The sequence below is a fragment of the Vibrio sp. 1CM24A genome (assembly GCF_023161725.1).
Taxonomy (GTDB): domain Bacteria; phylum Pseudomonadota; class Gammaproteobacteria; order Enterobacterales; family Vibrionaceae; genus Vibrio; species Vibrio coralliirubri.
Window position 1 is genome coordinate 335,322 of record NZ_JALNTS010000007.1, and the last position, 18,025, is coordinate 353,346.

General features: G+C 44.2%; 22 protein-coding genes. 7 read left to right on the forward strand and 15 right to left on the reverse strand.

Translation table 11 applies throughout. From position 1 onward, the window contains the following. Positions 1–50: 50 nt before the first annotated feature. Positions 51–653 (reverse strand): YitT family protein, encoded by a 603-nt coding sequence (locus MSG38_RS17320; protein ID WP_017060757.1) that lies wholly within the window; start codon positions 651–653, stop codon positions 51–53. 347 nt (positions 654–1,000) lie between these two features. Here MSG38_RS17320 and glyA point away from each other — a divergent pair, with 347 nt between their 5' ends. Beyond that, positions 1,001–2,251 (forward strand): serine hydroxymethyltransferase, encoded by a 1,251-nt coding sequence (gene glyA / locus MSG38_RS17325; protein WP_048606700.1) that lies wholly within the window; start codon positions 1,001–1,003, stop codon positions 2,249–2,251. Positions 2,252–2,488: 237 nt separating this feature from the next. Here glyA and MSG38_RS17330 read toward each other — a convergent pair whose 3' ends face one another. The 6 genes from MSG38_RS17330 to tsaA all read right to left on the reverse strand — a co-directional run bounded on the left by MSG38_RS17330 (position 2,489) and on the right by tsaA (position 6,994). After that, positions 2,489–2,815: a hypothetical protein gene (locus tag MSG38_RS17330; protein WP_019819867.1), complete on the reverse strand. Its 327-nt coding sequence runs from the start codon at positions 2,813–2,815 to the stop codon at positions 2,489–2,491. 232 nt (positions 2,816–3,047) lie between these two features. Further along, positions 3,048–3,239, reverse strand: a complete 192-nt coding sequence (locus tag MSG38_RS17335; protein WP_010436438.1) for a DUF4250 domain-containing protein — start codon at positions 3,237–3,239, stop codon at positions 3,048–3,050. A gap of 1 nt (position 3,240) precedes the next feature. Continuing rightward, a complete protein-coding gene (locus tag MSG38_RS17340; protein WP_008222923.1) occupies positions 3,241–3,444 on the reverse strand; it encodes a YaeP family protein in 204 nt (67 codons plus the stop codon). A gap of 168 nt (positions 3,445–3,612) precedes the next feature. Next, positions 3,613–4,302 carry a tellurite resistance TerB family protein gene (locus tag MSG38_RS17345; RefSeq protein ID WP_248402291.1) on the reverse strand — a complete coding sequence of 230 codons (690 nt, stop codon included), beginning with the start codon at positions 4,300–4,302 and terminating at the stop codon, positions 3,613–3,615. A gap of 179 nt (positions 4,303–4,481) precedes the next feature. After that, positions 4,482–6,197 carry a proline--tRNA ligase gene (locus MSG38_RS17350; RefSeq protein WP_019821597.1) on the reverse strand — a complete coding sequence of 572 codons (1,716 nt, stop codon included), beginning with the start codon at positions 6,195–6,197 and terminating at the stop codon, positions 4,482–4,484. Positions 6,198–6,298: 101 nt separating this feature from the next. After that, complete coding sequence (gene tsaA / locus MSG38_RS17355) at positions 6,299–6,994, reverse strand: tRNA (N6-threonylcarbamoyladenosine(37)-N6)-methyltransferase TrmO (protein WP_050619947.1); 696 nt, start codon at positions 6,992–6,994, stop codon at positions 6,299–6,301. A 124-nt stretch (positions 6,995–7,118) separates the two neighbouring features. On the opposite strand from tsaA, the gene MSG38_RS17360 reads away from it, so the two are divergent. The 3 genes from MSG38_RS17360 (at position 7,119) to MSG38_RS17370 (ending at position 9,480) form a co-directional block, all read left to right on the forward strand. Next, positions 7,119–7,379 (forward strand): type B 50S ribosomal protein L31, encoded by a 261-nt coding sequence (locus MSG38_RS17360; protein ID WP_009847432.1) that lies wholly within the window; start codon positions 7,119–7,121, stop codon positions 7,377–7,379. A gap of 1 nt (position 7,380) precedes the next feature. Continuing rightward, positions 7,381–7,506, forward strand: coding sequence for a type B 50S ribosomal protein L36 (gene ykgO, locus MSG38_RS17365; protein WP_004734365.1), 126 nt, complete (start codon positions 7,381–7,383; stop codon positions 7,504–7,506). 387 nt (positions 7,507–7,893) lie between these two features. After that, positions 7,894–9,480, forward strand: coding sequence for an AbgT family transporter (locus MSG38_RS17370; protein WP_048612226.1), 1,587 nt, complete (start codon positions 7,894–7,896; stop codon positions 9,478–9,480). A gap of 128 nt (positions 9,481–9,608) precedes the next feature. On the opposite strand, the gene MSG38_RS17375 is transcribed toward MSG38_RS17370, so the two are convergent. The 5 genes from MSG38_RS17375 to MSG38_RS17395 all read right to left on the reverse strand — a co-directional run bounded on the left by MSG38_RS17375 (position 9,609) and on the right by MSG38_RS17395 (position 13,557). Continuing rightward, entirely contained in the window at positions 9,609–10,538 is a 930-nt protein-coding gene (locus MSG38_RS17375; RefSeq protein WP_248402292.1) for a hypothetical protein, read from the reverse strand. Positions 10,539–10,547: 9 nt separating this feature from the next. Further along, positions 10,548–11,711, reverse strand: a complete 1,164-nt coding sequence (locus MSG38_RS17380) for a BamA/TamA family outer membrane protein (protein ID WP_248402293.1) — start codon at positions 11,709–11,711, stop codon at positions 10,548–10,550. 188 nt (positions 11,712–11,899) lie between these two features. Continuing rightward, a complete protein-coding gene (locus MSG38_RS17385; protein ID WP_248402295.1) occupies positions 11,900–12,670 on the reverse strand; it encodes a MipA/OmpV family protein in 771 nt (256 codons plus the stop codon). Positions 12,671–12,787: 117 nt separating this feature from the next. After that, positions 12,788–13,231, reverse strand: a complete 444-nt coding sequence (locus MSG38_RS17390; protein ID WP_009847429.1) for a YaiI/YqxD family protein — start codon at positions 13,229–13,231, stop codon at positions 12,788–12,790. Positions 13,232–13,269: 38 nt separating this feature from the next. Next, positions 13,270–13,557, reverse strand: a complete 288-nt coding sequence (locus MSG38_RS17395) for a hypothetical protein (protein ID WP_017110392.1) — start codon at positions 13,555–13,557, stop codon at positions 13,270–13,272. A gap of 767 nt (positions 13,558–14,324) precedes the next feature. Between MSG38_RS17395 and MSG38_RS17400 the strand changes: the two genes are divergently transcribed. Next, positions 14,325–14,843: a GNAT family N-acetyltransferase gene (locus MSG38_RS17400; RefSeq protein WP_048606689.1), complete on the forward strand. Its 519-nt coding sequence runs from the start codon at positions 14,325–14,327 to the stop codon at positions 14,841–14,843. On the opposite strand, the gene MSG38_RS17405 is transcribed toward MSG38_RS17400, so the two are convergent. Beyond that, complete coding sequence (locus MSG38_RS17405; protein ID WP_017060748.1) at positions 14,809–15,117, reverse strand: DUF3301 domain-containing protein; 309 nt, start codon at positions 15,115–15,117, stop codon at positions 14,809–14,811. The genes MSG38_RS17400 and MSG38_RS17405 overlap by 35 nt on opposite strands. Before the next feature lie 81 nt (positions 15,118–15,198). Beyond that, a complete protein-coding gene (locus MSG38_RS17410) occupies positions 15,199–16,239 on the reverse strand; it encodes a DUF3549 family protein (protein ID WP_048606687.1) in 1,041 nt (346 codons plus the stop codon). An 87-nt stretch (positions 16,240–16,326) separates the two neighbouring features. On the opposite strand from MSG38_RS17410, the gene MSG38_RS17415 reads away from it, so the two are divergent. Continuing rightward, positions 16,327–16,641 (forward strand): YqcC family protein, encoded by a 315-nt coding sequence (locus MSG38_RS17415; protein ID WP_248402296.1) that lies wholly within the window; start codon positions 16,327–16,329, stop codon positions 16,639–16,641. Further along, a complete protein-coding gene (gene truC / locus MSG38_RS17420) occupies positions 16,641–17,390 on the forward strand; it encodes a tRNA pseudouridine(65) synthase TruC (protein ID WP_248402297.1) in 750 nt (249 codons plus the stop codon). The genes MSG38_RS17415 and truC overlap by 1 nt, the downstream gene beginning before the upstream one ends. Before the next feature lie 161 nt (positions 17,391–17,551). Here the strand turns inward: truC and MSG38_RS17425 are convergent, their stop codons facing one another. Continuing rightward, a complete protein-coding gene (locus MSG38_RS17425) occupies positions 17,552–17,935 on the reverse strand; it encodes a DUF3461 family protein (RefSeq protein ID WP_004734354.1) in 384 nt (127 codons plus the stop codon). Positions 17,936–18,025: the final 90 nt, after the last annotated feature.

The following is an 18,025-nucleotide window of genomic DNA, read 5'->3' on the forward strand; positions in this document are numbered from 1 at the left end:
TAGCTGTTTTTGTTATTAAAAACAGCTAGTAATTCACAGGGTGATTGGTATTAAGACGCGTAATTCACCGAGTAGCGAGTTGGTTTGTGGTTCATTGCCAATACGATGTTTAATACTGCGGTGCCTAATACAGATACGGCAATTACCCAAGGTGACACGAAGAAGAACGATGCAAACAGAATACACGCATCAATACCCATTTGTGTTTTACCTACCGAGATACCGTAGCGGTCTTGGATAAACAAGCACAGTACGTTGAAGCCACCAAGACTTGAGCGATGACGGAATAGGATTAGCATACCTAAGCCCATTAATAAGCCGCCGGCAACAGCACAATAGATCTCGTTATGAACTTCTAGCGAGATAACTAAGTATAAATGATCGGCAAACACAGATACTAAAGCACCAGAAATCGCACTGCTAATAGCAAAGCTACGGCCAAATCGTTTCCATGCTAATAAATAGAATGGACAATTGGCAACAAAGTACAAAATACCAAAGGTTACAGGCAAAAATTGACTCAAAAGCAGAGCCAAGCCAGTAGTACCACCGGTAAGCAGGTTCGCTGACTGTAAAAAGAAGACGCCTAACGCCACTAAAAACGTGCCAGTGAGAATCGCTACCCAATCTTCTTTACGTGAGTGTTTTTCCATCGTTTTTATAATTACCTAACCAATAAAGGCGTGCATAGTAGAGAAAAACCTTAGCTTTCGGTAGCTTGAGGTGCAAAATTAAGGTAAACCTATGTAATCTGCGTTTTACAGGGTGTAAAGCGTAAAATTGACAGTAAGCGTCATCTTTGGTTGGATAAGCTAAATAACCATGATGAATCTTATATGTGATTATGAAAAAACTGCATGATAAAATTGCAATTAGCTCTTTATGACCTAGATCAAATTATGTAGAATGCGTCACATCAAAACGGTGACGGAAACGTTTGCTTTCGGTCGTTGTGTGGTTTTTTTGAAACTTTCAGTACAATCTGAGTCAGGAGATACAGATGCTTAAGCGTGACATGAACATTGCTGATTACGATGCGGATCTATTCGCAGCTATCCAAGAAGAAACTCTTCGTCAGGAAGAGCACATCGAACTTATCGCTTCAGAAAACTACACAAGCCCACGTGTAATGGAAGCTCAAGGTTCTCAACTTACAAACAAATACGCTGAAGGCTACCCAGGTAAGCGTTACTACGGTGGTTGTGAGTACGTAGATAAAGTTGAAACTCTAGCAATCGAACGTGCATGTGAACTGTTTGGCGCTCAATACGCAAACGTACAACCTCACTCAGGTTCTCAAGCAAACAACGCTGTATACATGGCACTACTGAATGCTGGCGATACTGTTTTAGGCATGAGCCTTGCACACGGTGGTCACTTAACTCACGGCTCTCCAGTAAACTTCTCTGGTAAGCTATACAACATCATCCCTTACGGTATCGATGAAGCTGGTCAAATCGATTACGAAGAGATGGAAGCGTTAGCTATCGAGCACAAACCTAAGATGATCATCGGTGGTTTCTCAGCTTACTCTCAAGTTTGTGATTGGAAGCGCATGCGTGAAATCGCTGACAAAGTAGGTGCTTACTTCTTCGTAGATATGGCTCACGTTGCTGGTCTAATCGCTGCAGGTGTTTACCCGAACCCAGTTCCACATGCTCACGTTGTAACAACGACAACGCACAAAACGCTTGCTGGTCCTCGTGGCGGTCTTATCCTTTCAAACGAAGGCGAAGATCTTTACAAGAAACTAAACTCAGCAGTATTCCCAGGCGGCCAAGGTGGTCCTCTAATGCACGTTATCGCTGGTAAAGCAGTAGCGTTCAAAGAAGCTCTAGAGCCAGAGTTCAAAGAGTACCAAGCTCGCGTAGTTGCTAACGCAAAAGCAATGGTTGCTGAATTCCTAGCACGCGGTTACAACATCGTTTCAGGTTCTACAGAGAACCACCTGTTCCTAGTTGACCTAATCGACAAAGACATCACAGGTAAAGAAGCAGATGCAGCACTAGGTGCAGCGAACATCACTGTGAACAAGAACTCAGTACCAAACGATCCACGTAGCCCGTTCGTTACTTCAGGTATCCGTATCGGTTCTCCTTCTATCACTCGTCGCGGTTTCTCAGAAGCAGACGCGAAAGAGCTAGCAGGTTGGATCTGTGACATCCTAGATAACATGGGCGATGAGTCTGTTATCGAAGCAACGAAAGCAAAAGTACTAAATATCTGTAAGCGTCTACCGGTTTACGCATAATTTTTCTGCGTAGTAATTTGAACTTCGTTGTCGAGCATGCTCACTTACATCCGTAAGCTCCGCGTGCTCTCCTAGAATTTCAAACGACTACTTTGAAAAAGAGTTTAAAAGGTCCCTGTTGGGGCCTTTTTTGTATTTGTCGGTATGAGAGTTGAGTGATCTGAGAATACAGAAAGGCGGGTACTAAAAAGGGCTGATGCTTGCACATCAACCCTTTGTGGTTTTCTTATGTTGGCTCTACTTTCTGATGCTAAGCAGGGTGCCAGACTTACACTTGAATGAGTAATAATGGCGGCTCTCGTTGAATTTGCCTAAGCCTTCGCCGTCACAGTAGTCGATGTTGATATCACGCATCACTTCTAGCGTGTCTTCGTTGTTTAAAGCGAATTTAGAGCCATCAGAGCAGACAATGCGTACTCTTTCATCATGGCTTACTGAGTAAATATCGACTTCGGTGTTACACAGCTCAAAAGAGGCTTCACGAAAATTGTCTTGCTGTGTATTTGAAGCGCAACCTGCAGTCAGTGTTGCAGCGAAAACTGCCAAAAGTCCGAGTCTTTTCATTGTTAATCCTTCGCTATCATCAGATTGGGTGATGAGTTTTATATGCTATTTCAGGTAGCCTATACAACAATACGCTTTGGTTCAAGGAGCGTTCGTTGACTCTAAGATATAAAAGTATAGATGTAGACAGATAATTTATAACTGGCTAACTACATGTTTATCCAATACGTATCACCAATAAAAAAGACCAACACTGAGGTTGGCCTTTCAAAATCAAGCGTGTTCTAAATGACTATCGAAACTGTTTGGCTTCTGGAAGGAACTCAAAACCAGCAGACGCAAGTTTAGCGATCAATGCTGCTTTGTCGATCTCGTAGAAGTTGACCACTCGATCCAAATCACCACCGAAGTCGTCACGTAGCTTCATGTTGACGATACTCATCAACATTACAGGATCCATTTTTTCAAAATTAGCGAGGTTCATATTAGTCCTCGAAATCTGAGATCAGTAGGTTTGCAGCGGCAAATGCTGCACGCTCACGCGCTTCTTTAGGAAGAGATTCATCTGCAGCAAGGTCGTTCAATGTTTTTACCGCGCAGGTGATCGCTTTAGGGATATAGCCTTGGTCGCCACTGCCAATTTGAGAATACAGTTCACGCACCAAATCACAACAATCGTATACTTTCATTTTTATACCTAACCAAATGATAACTGATCTCAATATACACATAGAGATAAGCAAAAACAAAGTGGATCTGATTAAGTTCAGAGTTAGTTTGTTCTTGCTCAATATCTCATTCTGTTGATGCTCAATGTATCACTTTGCTAGCTTGCCGATTAGCCAGATATTGACGGCTTAACCAGAGATTTGCTGTTCAAGTTGATAAGTAACTTCATCAGCAAGGTTGAGTTGCTTGGCTAACTCTTTGAGGTAAGCCTTCTCCATGAAGTTCTGCTCATCCGCGACAATCAAAGACGCTAAATAGATCTCACTCGCTTGTTGAGGTGAGGTCGCGAGCTGAGCGATTTCGCTTGGATCGAGCGGTTTGTACAGTTCTTCAGAGACCAATTTAGTCAGCTGATAATCGGCACCCATGTTTTCGACGGCTTGCTCAATCTTGGCCATCTCTTCTTCATCAACATGACCATCCGCTTTGGATGCTGCAATCATCGATCTGAGAATTAGCACGCTATGGTTTGAGTCGTTCTCATCAAATTGAGCTTGCTCGGCATTTGGTGTTTGGCCTTGTTTAGACTGGTAGTCGTTGTAGACCTTATAAGCGAGAGCACCAAGTGCTGCAGCGCCACCAATGCCAGCGGCTTTCTTACCCATTTTCTTGGTTTTCTTAGAGCCCATTAACGCACCTAACAGTCCGCCGCCAACTGCGCCTGCACCGAAGGCTCCGAGCGTACTTTTACTGCTACTCTTGCCATTGCTGCCTTGAGAAAGGCTACTTAAACTTGAAGACCCTTGTGAAAGTTTCTGAGTGCCTTGTTTAACGAGATCTGATTTAAGTGCTTGGTTCAGTAAGCTTTTGATATCCATCGATACCTCCAATGGTGAGCATGTCCAAAAAGTTGATGACACCAATATACGGATTTGAAGATGAACAGGGGATTAACTTACGTTATTTACTCTAGGGATAAATAGAAGGGAAACGACAGGCACAAAAAAGGCCACCTGATGGTAGCCTTTCAATGTTTATCTAGTCAGTAATCGGATTACTAAGCTAGTTGAGCCTTAAGGTGCTCGATAACCGTGTCCATTGCGATAGCTTCTTTATCACCAGTACGACGGTTTTTGTATTCGAAGTTACCTTCGTCCATGCTGCGATCGCCGATAACGATAGTGTGAGGGATACCCACTAGCTCGATATCTTTAAACATTACACCTGGACGTTCTTTACGGTCATCGAATAGTACTTCGATACCCATAGCGGTTAATTCAGCGTATAGCTTCTCAGCGGCTTCTTTAACGCGCTCAGATTTGTGCATGTTCATTGGTACGATAGCAACTTGGAACGGCGCTAGTGCGTCTGGCCAAGTGATACCGAATTTATCGTGGTTTTGCTCGATAGCAGATGCAACAACACGTGAAACACCGATACCGTAACAACCCATTTCAAGGATTACGCTCTTACCATCAGGACCAAGCACGTTACAGTTCATTGCTTTAGAGTAAGTGTTACCTAGTTGGAAGATGTGACCAACTTCGATACCACGCTTAAGCTGAATAGTACCTTGACCACATGGGCTAAGGTCGCCTTCAACAACGTTACGTAGGTCTTCAACTTGAGCAAGTTCAACGTCACGACCCCAGTTGATGCCGAAGTAGTGCTTACCGTCTACGTTTGCGCCAGCGCCGAAGTCACTCATTACAGCAACAGAACGGTCAACGATGAATGGTAGCTCTAGACCAACAGGGCCAAGTGAACCAGGACCAGCACCAACAAGTGCACGGATTTCTTCTTCAGAAGCCATCTCTAGCGGAGAAGCAACCTGTGGAAGGTTCTCTGCTTTCACTTCGTTCAGTTCGTGGTCACCACGGATGATTAGCGCGATGATATCAGCGTCTACTTCATCAGAAGCTTTAACGAATAGAGTCTTAACTGTCTTCTCGATTGCTAGACCGTGTTGCTCTACCAATTCTGCGATTGTTTTTGCGTTTGGCGTATCAACCAGTTCCATCTCTTGAGTTGGCGCTGCCGCTTCAGTCGTTGGAGCTAGTGCTTCTGCTTTCTCGATGTTCGCTGCGTAATCAGATTCAGAAGAGAATGCGATTAGGTCTTCGCCGCTTTCAGCAAGAACGTGGAATTCTTGAGAGCCGCTGCCGCCGATTGCGCCAGAGTCTGCCAATACTGGACGGTACTCAAGGCCCATGCGGTCGAATGCTTTACAGTAAGCATCGTGCATCGCTTGGTAAGACTTTTCTAAGCCTTCTTTATCGATATCAAAGCTGTACGCATCCATCATAGAGAATTCACGTGCACGCATTACGCCAAAACGAGGGCGGCGCTCATCACGGAATTTAGTCTGGATTTGGTACAGGTTTAGAGGTAGCTGTTTGTAAGAGCTGATCTCGTTACGTACTAGGCTCGTTACCACTTCTTCAGCTGTTGGGCTAAGAACAAATGGACGAGAGTGACGGTCTGTGAAACGAAGTAGCTCAGGACCCATCTTTTCAGAACGGCCAGTCTCTTCCCAAAGCTCAAACGGTTGAACTACGGGCATCAAGATTTCAACGGCACCTGCATTATCGATCTCTTGGCGAACGATATTTTCGACTTTACGCAGTACACGTAGACCAGTAGGTAGCCAAGTATATAAACCTGAAGCTAGCTTACGGATCATACCTGCACGTAGCATCAGCTGGTGGCTGATAACTTCTGCGTCGTTTGGAGTCTCTTTCAGAGTAGAAAGAAGGTAGTTACTGGTACGCATTCTATGGTATCCGTTTCATCATTGATAAAAGAAAACTTGCTGTCGTTCGTGACCACAGCAAATCTGATATAGCCGCATATAATATCAGCCTATTTGGGATCTCAAAAGCGTTCAATGTCAGTTACATTGATGAAAAGCGTTTCAACCACGAATTTCACGTTAAGATCGAACAAATTTACCGCATATTCTTTGTTGTCAGGCTTACCTTTCTTATAGGCAGGGCGAGGGTCTTGGCCTAATACTTCTTTGATCACCTGAATGATATGGCGCGCTTGTGGATGGCTTGCGAGCTTACTTTGCGCTTGCTGTGAAAAGTTAACGTCGAGCACCTCTGGTTCGTCGGCGGCGAACCCTCCCAATGCATCCGGAATCGAATCTGAGTAGGGGATATAAGGCTTGATGTCGATGATCGGTGTACCGTCTACTAAGTCGACGCTGCCGAGATCCAACCAAGTTTGTCCTTTTTCTTGAGACACACCTTTTAGTTCAACCGCAGACATGCCAATTCCATTCGGTCTGAATGTGGCACGAGACGCGAATACACCAATACGTTCATTCCCGCCAAGGCGAGGTGGCCTCACAGTTGGTTTCCAGCCTGCTTCAAGGTTCTTGTCGAACAGAAATAGTAACCAAACATGGCTAAATTGCTCGATATCACGAACAGACTCAAGGCAGTTTGCTGCATCAACCAACCTGACTCTTGAGGTGGATGTGGGTACCAACCTAGGCTGTCTTGGCACAGCGAACTTCTCTTTATAAGGAGACTCAATAAAGCCAACAGGTTCAATGGTGTACATAGTTGGGTGTTCTCTGATTACGATTAAGACGGAAAAATATCATAAAATCGCTTGTTTTTCTTTTGATAATAATTATCATTTGCAATGTTATAACATATCAAATTAGTTATTTAAGGGAAATACAATGAAACCGAATATCCATCCAGATTACCGTCCCGTGGTTTTTCATGACACCAGTGTCGATGAGTACTTCTTAATCGGCTCAACGCTAAAAACAGACCGTACTATCGAATGGGAAGACGGCAATACTTATCCTTACTTCACGATTGAGGTGTCGTCAAAGTCTCATCCTTTCTATACGGGTAAACAACGAGTGCTGCATAAAGAAGGACGTGTTGCGAACTTCACACGTCGTTTTGGTCAATTAGGTAAGGGAGCGAAATAGAATGAAAGTTGTGAAATCACTTAAAAGCGCGAAAAGCCGCCATCCTGATTGCCAGATAGTAAAGCGCAGAGGTCGTCATTATGTTATCTGCAAAACCAATCCGAGATTCAAAGCGGTTCAGAAATAGTCAGTCAAATTGATGTGACGCGAGTGTAAAAACGAGGGGAAAGTCAAACTTCATTCATTTGTCTGTTTTTCTTTTCCCTCGAGAAGAACCTAGCAGAATATTGCGTATTAACTTAGAGTATGGCGTGTTTTATTTTCAAGTGAATCAATGGGTTATATTATCAGTTATATTTGTAGTGAATGTATATTTGTGAATTATAAATCTAGATTTTGTATTTAATGTAGATTTATTTGCTAATTAATTGTTCAAATAGAGTTAAAAATTGTCGTTTGTTACACATTTTGTAACATTTTGAATTTCTAATTGATAATTTTGTCGCGTACCCTTCGCTGGCAATTTGAACATTTTTGTCACAATTGCATAGGAATCACTACAAGGAGGGAACTGATGAGTTCATCAGCTTCAATAAAAAACAACTCGCCAAAGAAACCTATTTTTACCCGTTTTCTCGATGGTGTTGAATATTTGGGGAACCTATTACCCCACCCGATCACTCTTTTCGCAATCTTCTGTGTCGCTATTCTAGTTACTTCAGGTATCGCTGGATATTTTGAAGTCTCTGTTATGGACCCTCGTCCAGAAGGTGCTCCAGGTCGTGCTGCTGACGGCATGATCTACGTTGTAAGCTTACTTAATGCTGAAGGCTTACAGCTCATTGTTACTAATCTAGTGACAAACTTTGTTGGCTTTGCGCCATTAGGTACCGTGCTTGTTGCAATGCTAGGTGTAGCGATTGCTGAGCACTCAGGTCTATTATCTGCGGCGATGCGTGGCATGGTAATGGGCGCATCTAAGCGCATGGTTACGGTAACCGTAGTTTTTGCCGGTATTATCTCTAACACGGCTTCAGAGCTTGGTTATGTAGTACTTATCCCGCTTGCAGCAATGCTTTTCCACTCTTTGGGTCGTCACCCATTAGCAGGTCTAGCGGCAGCATTTGCTGGTGTATCTGGTGGTTACTCTGCAAACCTTCTAATCGGTACGGTTGACCCACTGCTTTCTGGTATCACAGAAACAGCAGCACAAATGATCGACCCGACTTACAGCGTTGGTCCTGAATCAAACTGGTACTTCATGTTTGTTTCTACTTTCTTCATCGCGATTACAGGTGCATTTGTAACTGAGAAGATTGTTGAACCAAAACTGGGTAAATACAATGACGAAGAAGCGTCTGAAGATTTATCAAATGATTCAATGGGCAAGCTAACAGACGTTGAGAAGAAAGGCCTTAAGCTTGCGGGTATCGCAGTGCTAGCGGTTTCAGCGCTTCTTGCTTGGACGATTGTTCCAGCTGATGGTGTTCTACGTTCAGCAGCAGGTACGGTTTCAGGTTCTCCATTCCTAAAAAGTATCGTAGCGTTCATCTTCGTATTCTTCGCAGTTCCTGGTTTTGTTTACGGTAAAGTTACCGGCACAATGAAAACAGACCGTGATGTAATCAACGCAATGTCTAAGTCTATGTCTTCAATGGGCATGTACATCGTACTTGTGTTCTTCGCTGCTCAGTTTGTTGCTTTCTTCAAGTGGACTAACTTCGGCCAAGTATTCGCAGTTGCTGGTGCGACTTTCCTACAAGATATCGGCCTAACGGGTCCAATGTTGTTCTTCGCATTCATCCTAATGTGTGGCTTCATTAACCTGATGATCGGTTCAGCTTCTGCTCAGTGGGCAGTAACAGCGCCAATCTTCGTTCCAATGCTAATGCTAGTAGGTTACGCGCCTGAAACGATTCAAGCGGCTTACCGTATCGGTGATTCAACAACCAACATCATTACGCCAATGATGAGCTACTTTGGTCTTATCCTTGCTGTAGCGACGCGTTACATGAAGAACCTAGGTATCGGTACTTTGATTGCAACTATGCTTCCATACTCAATCGTATTCTTGGTTGGTTGGAGCTTAATGTTCTACGTTTGGGTATTCGTATTTGGCCTACCAGTAGGTCCGGGCGCTGCAACGTACTACACGCCTTAGTCTTAAGGTTCAGATTTGTCTGTAGATGACTTGTTCCTATAGACAAATCTTGCTGACAGATAGCTCTCTTATAGAGAACAAAAAAACCTGCGTTTATCGCAGGTTTTTTTTCGTTATGTCGCCGGGAACTAGTAGGAGTAAGTCATGATGACATTGACGATTTTTCTGCCCGGACCACCAATGAATTCAAGGTTTGCTCCGTAAGTTTTTGTGATATTCCAATTTGCTCCGATTATCGCAGAGTAGTCTTCTGCGCTTTGTTGAGATAATTGATACGACAGCCCATCTACACCTAACGCGTTGTTTTCTTGCGTTAGCCCTTCGCTGTGCATGTAAGCGGCACCCACATAAGGGAAAATGTTACCCCAGTTTTCAGTTTGAATAAGTTGGCCAACTCGAGGGCTGAACAACATGGTTTTAGTGTTAGTGCGCTCATCGTCGGTGCGAGAGTGCGTCATACTGGCCGGAAGTACATAAGTGAAATCTCCAACCTGACCGACAATATTCATCGAGAACCCCCAGTTAGTGCCTTCCACATCCGGGTAAAACTCTGGAGTGTTGATGGATTCTTTAGAGCAAATGGGTAAATTTGAGTGTTTTTCGCAAGCTTTAAAGAGTGAGGTCGGTATTTTGGCTGTTAATTGAGTACCACCCGAGAAACGCCCGACATGTACGCCCATTTGTAGGAAGGGAAACACCCAAGCCGCAGCGCGCAGCTGCATGCTTTTGCTCTCGATTTCAGGTTCGCCAAATGACACCTGCGAAAGATCGTATCTGTCTCCTAAATTTACGTCGCCGACTTGCACGCCCAAATCATACATTTCGATATTTTGCGCAGAAGCGTTACCGATGAATGAAAGAGAAAATGGTAGAGGCAGGGCATAACCGAGATCAATGGCCTTTTGGGCATGAAAAGGTAAAGCGTGTTGCCACTTCTTATTGAGCTTCTGCTGTGTTTCGGCATCAGGAAAATCGACTCGTGCACTTTCTTCTGCCCGACTTGACGTTGCGCCGATAGCCAATGCGACAACCGCACTTAACGTTATAAACTTTGTCATTGTGACCTCTTAAAACGCTTCGTTGATCGACAGGTAAAGGCCTTGTGCATCATTGGAGCCAAAGCCGAGGTCGACACGAACGTTCATACGAGGTTGGAGTTCATAACGATAGCCAACGCCATAGCTGTAAATTTTATCCTGATACAGGTCATTGGTGTTTTCAGCCGTTGTTGCGAGACCGGCCCACATCGTAAAGCCGTGTTTTGTGTAATCACCATTGCTCATAAATGACTGGCGATACTCCATGGTGTGCTCGACGCTGTGCATATCACGGTAGCGTCCGTAATAGATGCCACGCATGGAATCTTGGCCGCCAAAGGTTGGTAGTTCGTAATAGGGAACGTCGCCTGCGCTTAAGTTTGCAGTATTGAGAAAAGCCAAGGTGGAGCCTTTGATTGGTGTCCAGTACAGACGGTAATCGGCTTCAGCTTTTTCAAAATTGGAATCACTGCCAAAGTTATCTTGGTAGCTCGCATATTCAAGGCTCAGAAACTGACCTTGACGAGCATTTACTGCGATGTCGCGGGTATCCCACTGTAAGGCTATACCTACCCCGAGCGTGAAGGGGTTATCTTGACCGTAGATAAAATCGGTATCTTGAGCGACGTTTGATGAAATAGATTCTTCAATCGCCTTTTTGTACTGCAGGCGAAGTATTGGCCCTAGGTAAATGTTGTTACCCAAGTGCATTCCGAGATCAGCGTTGTAGGTGACGAAGTCATAGTCGACTAAGTTCTCTTCATCTTTACCGCTATTGGCCCCTGACTGATAACCAGTACCGAAATAGTACAAGCTTTGTTTGCCCATCGACAATTGGCCGAAGTAGCGCAGTTTATTCTGTGGAGAAAATATTTTTTGTTTAGAGCGAACACCAAAACCGACGCCGCTATCCATCTCATTGGCGATACCCACTAATGTGATGGAAGATCGTTGAGTTTTACTCGGTTGTTCAGGTGTCGTGTTAAATGAGTACAATCCACCGATGGCAAGCATAAAGCCCGTTTCTGGCATGTAAGCCGGGCCCCCAAGCAGTGAAAATAATCCGCTATCTTTGTTGTCTGATGTTGAGGGGGTAACGGTATCTTCTTGCGCTAAAGAAGTAGAAGAGAACCCAAGGAGCAGGGAGCAGATCCATTGCAACGAGCCAAAAATAGTCGTTGTTTTACGTAGCATGGTGCACTCATGTGTTCACTAAAAGAGGGAGTATCCATGTCTGCGCTACGAGGAGGTAATGATCCGTTTCAATATCTGATATGTGTTAAGTGTATATCGTTGTTGGGATAAGGCTTGGAGCACCATCTTGACCAATTTCAAAATGGTGCATGTAAAATAGGTTGACTCGTTTATTTGGACGAGTAAACTCATAATCCGGCGAAACGATAGGTAACCCCAAATTCAAATGACCAGCCTAAATCTCGTTGTATCAAAGCGCTGTCGCTGTCGTGATGAATTAAGTCTGCTCGAGCGATACCAATCCAAGTTGGCGTGAACTCATAGAGCCCGATCAACCCCGCTTGATAAACAAACGTCGACTCCGCATCAAACTGGTTTAGTCCCGAGGCAGAAGCTTCGGTGTTAGAAATACCATAAAGGTGATTGGACAGTTTCTTGTCACGATAATCGATTTCTAGGTAGGGCGTAATGGTGAATGGCTGCGTCCAGGTTTCTAATGTTCTGCCTAAGTGAAGCTGAACTTCGTAGCCGCTATGTTCTGAAGTCACATCGTGTAAGTAGGTAAGTCGTGCGCCTACCGTACCTAACGTTATCCCCAGCTCTCCATTACCATCTCTGTCTTGAATGCCATTAGGTAGGTCGACAAAAGTGTCTGACACCTCAGCAAAGCGCCAGCTTCCAGATAGCCCGACGTAAGGGAGCAGTTGCCAATTGGCTAAGCTGCCATCAATAAAGCCTTTTGGGCCTGAGTAGAATAGGTTGGGTGTCGCGCCAAATTGAGGGGCACTTTTAGTTGAGAAAACACTTTCACCATAGGTGATGCTGCCTCCGATGATTCCAAACTCTTTATTGGCAAGGTCTTTATCGGCAAAGCCTTCGCCGGCAAAGTTTTCATCGGCAAAAGATATTTGGGTGCTGCCAAAAAGAATGGATAGTGAGAGGGTGATTCGACGAACCATAATCAATACTCCGTTATTGTAATAAATATCAAGAACGGAGTATGTCGATTAAAATTTCATCGGGGCTACAGCTATTAAGAACGAATATCAAAGGTTTCGTCGTTAGGAAGGTTGTGGTTAACGTTTGGCTAGCAGGCGATCGAGGTGGTTGGCAAACTCACGACGGTCGGTTTGAGAAAGGGCACTTGGTCCACCCGTTTGGATGCCACTTGAGCGCATAGTATCCATAAAGTCACGAATGTTCAGACGCGCTTTGATGGTCTCTTTGGTGTAAAGCTCACCACGAGAGCTGAGCGCTTGCCCACCTTTGGTGATCACTTCGTCAGCCAGAGGGATATCGGATGTAATCACAAGATCACCGGGTTCAGTGCGTTTTACGATTTCATCATCAGCAATATCAAATCCGCTTGGCACTTGAATCGAGTGAATGTTATTGCGTTTAGGAACGGGAACCAGATGGTTTGCCACAAAGGTACATTCAACCCCTGTGCGCTCAGCTGCGCGTACGATTGTTTCTCGGATAACCTTTGGACAAGCGTCCGCATCAACCCATATCTTCATAGTGTTCTATTTCTCTGTTAGCTTATTTATCGGTCAACTTATTGCTCAGTTAACTTGGCTTCAAGCGTAGCAACGCGAGCGGTGAGTTCAAGGATTTGCTTTTCTAGCTGGCTAACACGATCAAGTGCTGGCTCTTCTTGGGTCGCGACTTCAACTTTAGGAACACGATTTGCGCTTTTCCAGCTCTTGATAGTCGTGATTAAAGCGGGCATCGGAACAGATGTGCTCATACGAGCCTTAACTAAAGCGACTGTCGGCTCTTTCCCTTGCGCTTGTAGTCCTTCAAGCACTGATTTCAACTCTTCAGAAACATCTTTTGTCAGCATGTTGACCTCCATTTTTAGTCTTTGGTCATTTTACTCGCTCTGGTGAATGATAGCGAATCATAAAACCGCCCATGGCTTGTGAGAGATCTCTTACAAAGGCTGTGAGATAACACGAATACATCGCTAGAGAGATTGATGTGCATATGGTTAACGTGTTGAATTTTAATTGTTTTATATAATTAACAACTTTCTTGAATTCAAAATGTGATGCAAATCTATTGTCCGAAATCCTAAATCGCGTAAATTAAACCTTGTCGGAAGGATTCTGACACGGAACAGGAAAGCACCAAGGATTTGGTTATCTTCAGGATGAAGATTTGGTTACTTAGGATAGAGTGATCAAGCATGGAGCGTAAGGACATTGTAGGGATACAGCCAGTTAACAGGAAGTTAGCTGCAACGGAATGACAATGGACACCTTTAGGATTAAAGGGTTGGATTAGCATCAGGACGATGTAAAGGACACCGCTCACGGAACAAGTGATGTGCGCTAACTAGGATTGTTAGCTTTCAGGATGATTGGACACCGCTAGGACGGCGAAGTAAAGGAAAGAGCTGAAGGATTACAGCCACTATTATGGATGATGCATGGAGCATTAATTAGTAGCCGGACTGCTGCGAGTAAGACCCTAGCCCTGACACTTCGGTGTCGGGGCTTTTCTTTTTCTGAGGCTTCCTCTGTCTAGGTGGCTCTTTTTAATCGAGAGCTTTTTCATCTAAGGCGCAACATCTGCTTTTCTGCTAATGGTCAACACAAGGAGTGTTTTATGACGATAGCAACCTCAAGAACGCTGTTGGTACCTTATACTGAACAGCTAGAACTCGACTTTATCAAGTTAAATTGCTGCCCCATTAATCGTGCTGAAATGAACGGGCCTCACTCTGTCGCCTCTGCGAAGCATCTTTTTCAAGAAATACTGCAAGATAACGTCGGCTTCTGCCGCGCGATCATCCACAACCAAACCCGTGAATATCTTGGACATGTCTTTGTTTCATCGGAAAAGGGTGAGCATGAACTTGGTTTTATTTTGGATAAAGAATACTGGAATCAAGGCTTTGCTAGTGAGGTACTAAAACCTTTCTTTAGTTTAGTGCGCTTTGAAGAGCGTCTAACGAATGTTGTTGCGACTGTGAATGTCGGACACAACCCATCGATTAAGCTATTAGAAAAATTAGGCTTTGCATTTAAAGAGACCAAACAAGATCAGTTTGGCCCTTATCATGAATATCGTTATACCGAGTATTGCGACGTTACATTCTATGAGGCTGTAGCTCAAACCGCATAGAACGGAAACCCACCATGGTCAGTTTCCCTTGGTACAGGTCATCACCCAACGCTGAAAACTCAAATTGATACACGGTGTGCCAGCGCCAAATAGTGGTGAGCTCATGGCGCATCTTAAGTTTATGACCACTAAAGGCAACACTTAATAGCTGTAAGTCGAGCTCTTTACATTTTCTCGCAATGGCAGCTTTCGCAAGCTCGGATTGCCTGCGCTGCTGCCAAAACAGAAAGCAAAAGAAGCACAGCATCAAAATAGCCAATAAATTATCTATCATTTAATCCATACTTCCTTTTATCTCTCTATTCCGTTCGTGATTTGAGCTTTTTCTTATGAGCTACTGAGCGTTCAGTCTGATCTATTGCGACTTAGCCGCTTGTTGTAATTCAACAAGTGCATTGGCAAGTTCTGGTGATGGGTTCGAATTCAACAACGGCAAAAATACCATTCTTAGTGTCGGAATCATCACTAAATCTGCAAATAACTGATTGAACAGGTTCTGGTTGCCTGTTTGTGCGAGGCGTAGCAAGAATTGCTCAGCAATCGCTGGATCTTGCAGTGCGTGCCAGCTGCGACCAGCCAAACCAATCAATACTTCTTGGTGACTTAAGCGCGGGCTCGCCAGTACTTGGTTAATTACGGAATTCGTTGTGCTTTGCTCTGCGCCAGAAAGGGCACGTACCAGTGCCGACAGTAAGAACAGATCCGGCTCTTGGCTGTTAATCTCATTCTCTGCCATCTCTTGTAAGCGTTGAGCCAGCTTGTCATTGATTTGCGTGTGCTCAAGCGCCCCTAGTGTTGCGTATAGAGGTTCTGATGGCAGTTTATTCAATGCCTTGCGAATCGCGACACCATTTTGTTGGCTGCCTAAACGAGCACACATATCAGTGATGCCTTGTAGGCCAACGGTTTTCCAGTTGTCCCAGCCTAGATCGCCAGTGAAGTAGTGTTGAGCGTGTTCGTAGTATTGGCTCGTTGCAAGGTCTAAACCTGCTCTTACTTGGCTATGGAACACGGCCATTTTGTCTTCTGAAGGCTTGAAGGTATATGGGTTGTTTGACAGCTTTTGTTGTTGCTCTTCGCTGATCTCACCGTTCAAACGTGTGCCCATCGCTTCGATAACAAACTTAAGGAAATTGCCGACATCACCTTGATGTAATAGGCCTCTTTCGTCCAGTTTGAATTTTAGGAACCAGATCCACGGTTGCTTGTGTTCGTTCCAGTAACTAATCGCTAAGTGAGCTTGTTTCTGAAGTGGAAATGGGTACGGCTGTTTCCCTTGCTCAACATCAGAGAATAAGGTGTTGTCGATCTTCTGAATACGACGACCTAGGTCGTAGATATCGTATTGGCAACCGCTATTCTTTAGTAACTGAGTGAGCGTGTGAATCGTTTCCATAGTAATAAAGCTCCTAACTTTCTTTCCTAAATAGATGGTACTCTATGCCCCAATTTCAAGGTCACTAGATAAATAACTTGGTGAAAAATGACAGCAGCCACAAAGTTACCTCTTTTACTTCAACAATTAGAACAACAAATGCGCCAATGTTCCCTTTGGAGCACGCTTCCGCCTTCGGATGAAGCTCTGGCGAGCGTTGAGCCTTTTGCTATCGATTCTCTAAAGCCAGAAGAGTGGTTGCAGTGGATCTTTATCGTTAAGATCAACGCAATGATGGATGCCCAAATGAGCCTACCGAAAGGCTTTGCTATCCATCCTTATTTTGTTGAAGTGTGGAAAAATGAGGCAGACAAAGTCGAACTGCTAGTGACGATTCAGAGCATTGATGAGGTATGCGCGTAATGTTAGAGATCATTTATCAAGATGAGTATTTTGTCGCGGTGAATAAGCCCGCAGGCATGCTAGTGCATCGTTCATGGCTGGATAAACACGAAACGCAATTTGTTATGCAGACATTGCGCGATCAAATTGGTCAGCATGTATTTCCATTACACCGCCTAGACAGACCGACATCGGGTGTGTTGGTATTTGCGTTGTCGAGTGAGGTTGCTTCACAGGTGATGCCAATGTTCGCTAATCATGAGATGCAAAAAACCTATCATGCGATTGTCCGTGGTTGGATAGAAGAGGGCGATACGCTCGATTATGCACTTAAGGTTGAGCTGGATAAGATCGCAGATAAGTTCGCGAAAGAAGACAAAGAAGCGCAAGAGGCGGTGACAGTCTATGAACCGCTAGCAAAAGTAGAAGTACCATACACAACAGGACGTTTTCCAACCAGCCGCTACTGCTTGGTTGAGATGATGCCAAAGACAGGCCGCAAACATCAGTTACGTCGTCATATGGCTCACCTAAGACATCCGATTGTCGGTGATACCTCACATGGTGATGGTAAGCACAACCGACTGTTCCGTGATGATTTAGATTCGCATCGTTTGTTGTTGCACGCTTCTGAGCTTCGCTTTATCCATCCTTTCACAAAAGAAGAGTTGGTGATGAAAGCCAATCTTGATGAAACTTGGCTAAGGTTGTTTGAAACCTTTGAGTGGGATACTAACTTAATCGATGCTCAAACTTGCTTGTCTAAGTAAGTCACGCGTGTTTTAAGCAATCGCGAGTCTAAGTGAATAGAGAAAATAGAATAAAAAACAAAGGGCTGATAGTGATATCAGCCCTTTTTGTATCTGTATAACCTTAACGTTATAACTAATGTTGGTTAGTTAGTTAGTTAGTTAGTTAGTTAGTCGCGGGATCATTTTAGCTTTTCTAGATCGGCTTCGATCTCAGCGATCTTACTTGATACCACTTTCTCTAGATGGCGTAAGTCGGTAAGGATCTTCTGCTTCACATCCACTTCAGCCGTTGGCGTCGGTTTGGTGATCTTGTTGAGCTCATCAATCACAAGAGTGAGGTTGCGGTTAATCTCTGTCACTTCTTTGTATTGATTATTGCCACCGCTAACAAGCACACTTTTTACTTGTCGTGGGTACTTAAATTTAACGCTTTTCGCGAACAGTTCACCTTTCTGCTTACGAAAGTAAATCTTCAGGATATCTTTGTGCGCTTCTTGGCGAAGGGAGTAACGTTCAATCTGTTTAGGTTCGTGGATACCTAAGCCAGTGAGGTTTGGATACATAAGCGACCTCTAGGTTATGAATGTAATACTTTTATGTAATTGACTTGATCAATGTAGCAGCCTAACGACGAGCTAGATAGTTGATATCTG

Coding starts and splice junctions, on each gene's coding strand:
- MSG38_RS17400 (WP_048606689.1), top strand. CDS start 14,325: ATGACGATAGCAACCTCAAGAACGCTGTTGGTACCTTATACTGAACAG.
- MSG38_RS17390 (WP_009847429.1), bottom strand. CDS start 13,231: ATGAAGATATGGGTTGATGCGGACGCTTGTCCAAAGGTTATCCGAGAA.
- ykgO (WP_004734365.1), top strand. CDS start 7,381: ATGAAAGTTGTGAAATCACTTAAAAGCGCGAAAAGCCGCCATCCTGAT.
- MSG38_RS17350 (WP_019821597.1), bottom strand. CDS start 6,197: ATGCGTACCAGTAACTACCTTCTTTCTACTCTGAAAGAGACTCCAAAC.
- MSG38_RS17330 (WP_019819867.1), bottom strand. CDS start 2,815: ATGAAAAGACTCGGACTTTTGGCAGTTTTCGCTGCAACACTGACTGCA.
- MSG38_RS17415 (WP_248402296.1), top strand. CDS start 16,327: ATGACAGCAGCCACAAAGTTACCTCTTTTACTTCAACAATTAGAACAA.
- MSG38_RS17320 (WP_017060757.1), bottom strand. CDS start 653: ATGGAAAAACACTCACGTAAAGAAGATTGGGTAGCGATTCTCACTGGC.
- MSG38_RS17405 (WP_017060748.1), bottom strand. CDS start 15,117: ATGATAGATAATTTATTGGCTATTTTGATGCTGTGCTTCTTTTGCTTT.
- MSG38_RS17335 (WP_010436438.1), bottom strand. CDS start 3,239: ATGAACCTCGCTAATTTTGAAAAAATGGATCCTGTAATGTTGATGAGT.
- truC (WP_248402297.1), top strand. CDS start 16,641: ATGTTAGAGATCATTTATCAAGATGAGTATTTTGTCGCGGTGAATAAG.
- glyA (WP_048606700.1), top strand. CDS start 1,001: ATGCTTAAGCGTGACATGAACATTGCTGATTACGATGCGGATCTATTC.
- MSG38_RS17375 (WP_248402292.1), bottom strand. CDS start 10,538: ATGACAAAGTTTATAACGTTAAGTGCGGTTGTCGCATTGGCTATCGGC.
- MSG38_RS17380 (WP_248402293.1), bottom strand. CDS start 11,711: ATGCTACGTAAAACAACGACTATTTTTGGCTCGTTGCAATGGATCTGC.
- MSG38_RS17340 (WP_008222923.1), bottom strand. CDS start 3,444: ATGAAAGTATACGATTGTTGTGATTTGGTGCGTGAACTGTATTCTCAA.
- MSG38_RS17395 (WP_017110392.1), bottom strand. CDS start 13,557: ATGCTGACAAAAGATGTTTCTGAAGAGTTGAAATCAGTGCTTGAAGGA.
- tsaA (WP_050619947.1), bottom strand. CDS start 6,994: ATGTACACCATTGAACCTGTTGGCTTTATTGAGTCTCCTTATAAAGAG.
- MSG38_RS17345 (WP_248402291.1), bottom strand. CDS start 4,302: ATGGATATCAAAAGCTTACTGAACCAAGCACTTAAATCAGATCTCGTT.
- MSG38_RS17410 (WP_048606687.1), bottom strand. CDS start 16,239: ATGGAAACGATTCACACGCTCACTCAGTTACTAAAGAATAGCGGTTGC.
- MSG38_RS17360 (WP_009847432.1), top strand. CDS start 7,119: ATGAAACCGAATATCCATCCAGATTACCGTCCCGTGGTTTTTCATGAC.
- MSG38_RS17370 (WP_048612226.1), top strand. CDS start 7,894: ATGAGTTCATCAGCTTCAATAAAAAACAACTCGCCAAAGAAACCTATT.
- MSG38_RS17385 (WP_248402295.1), bottom strand. CDS start 12,670: ATGGTTCGTCGAATCACCCTCTCACTATCCATTCTTTTTGGCAGCACC.
- MSG38_RS17425 (WP_004734354.1), bottom strand. CDS start 17,935: ATGTATCCAAACCTCACTGGCTTAGGTATCCACGAACCTAAACAGATT.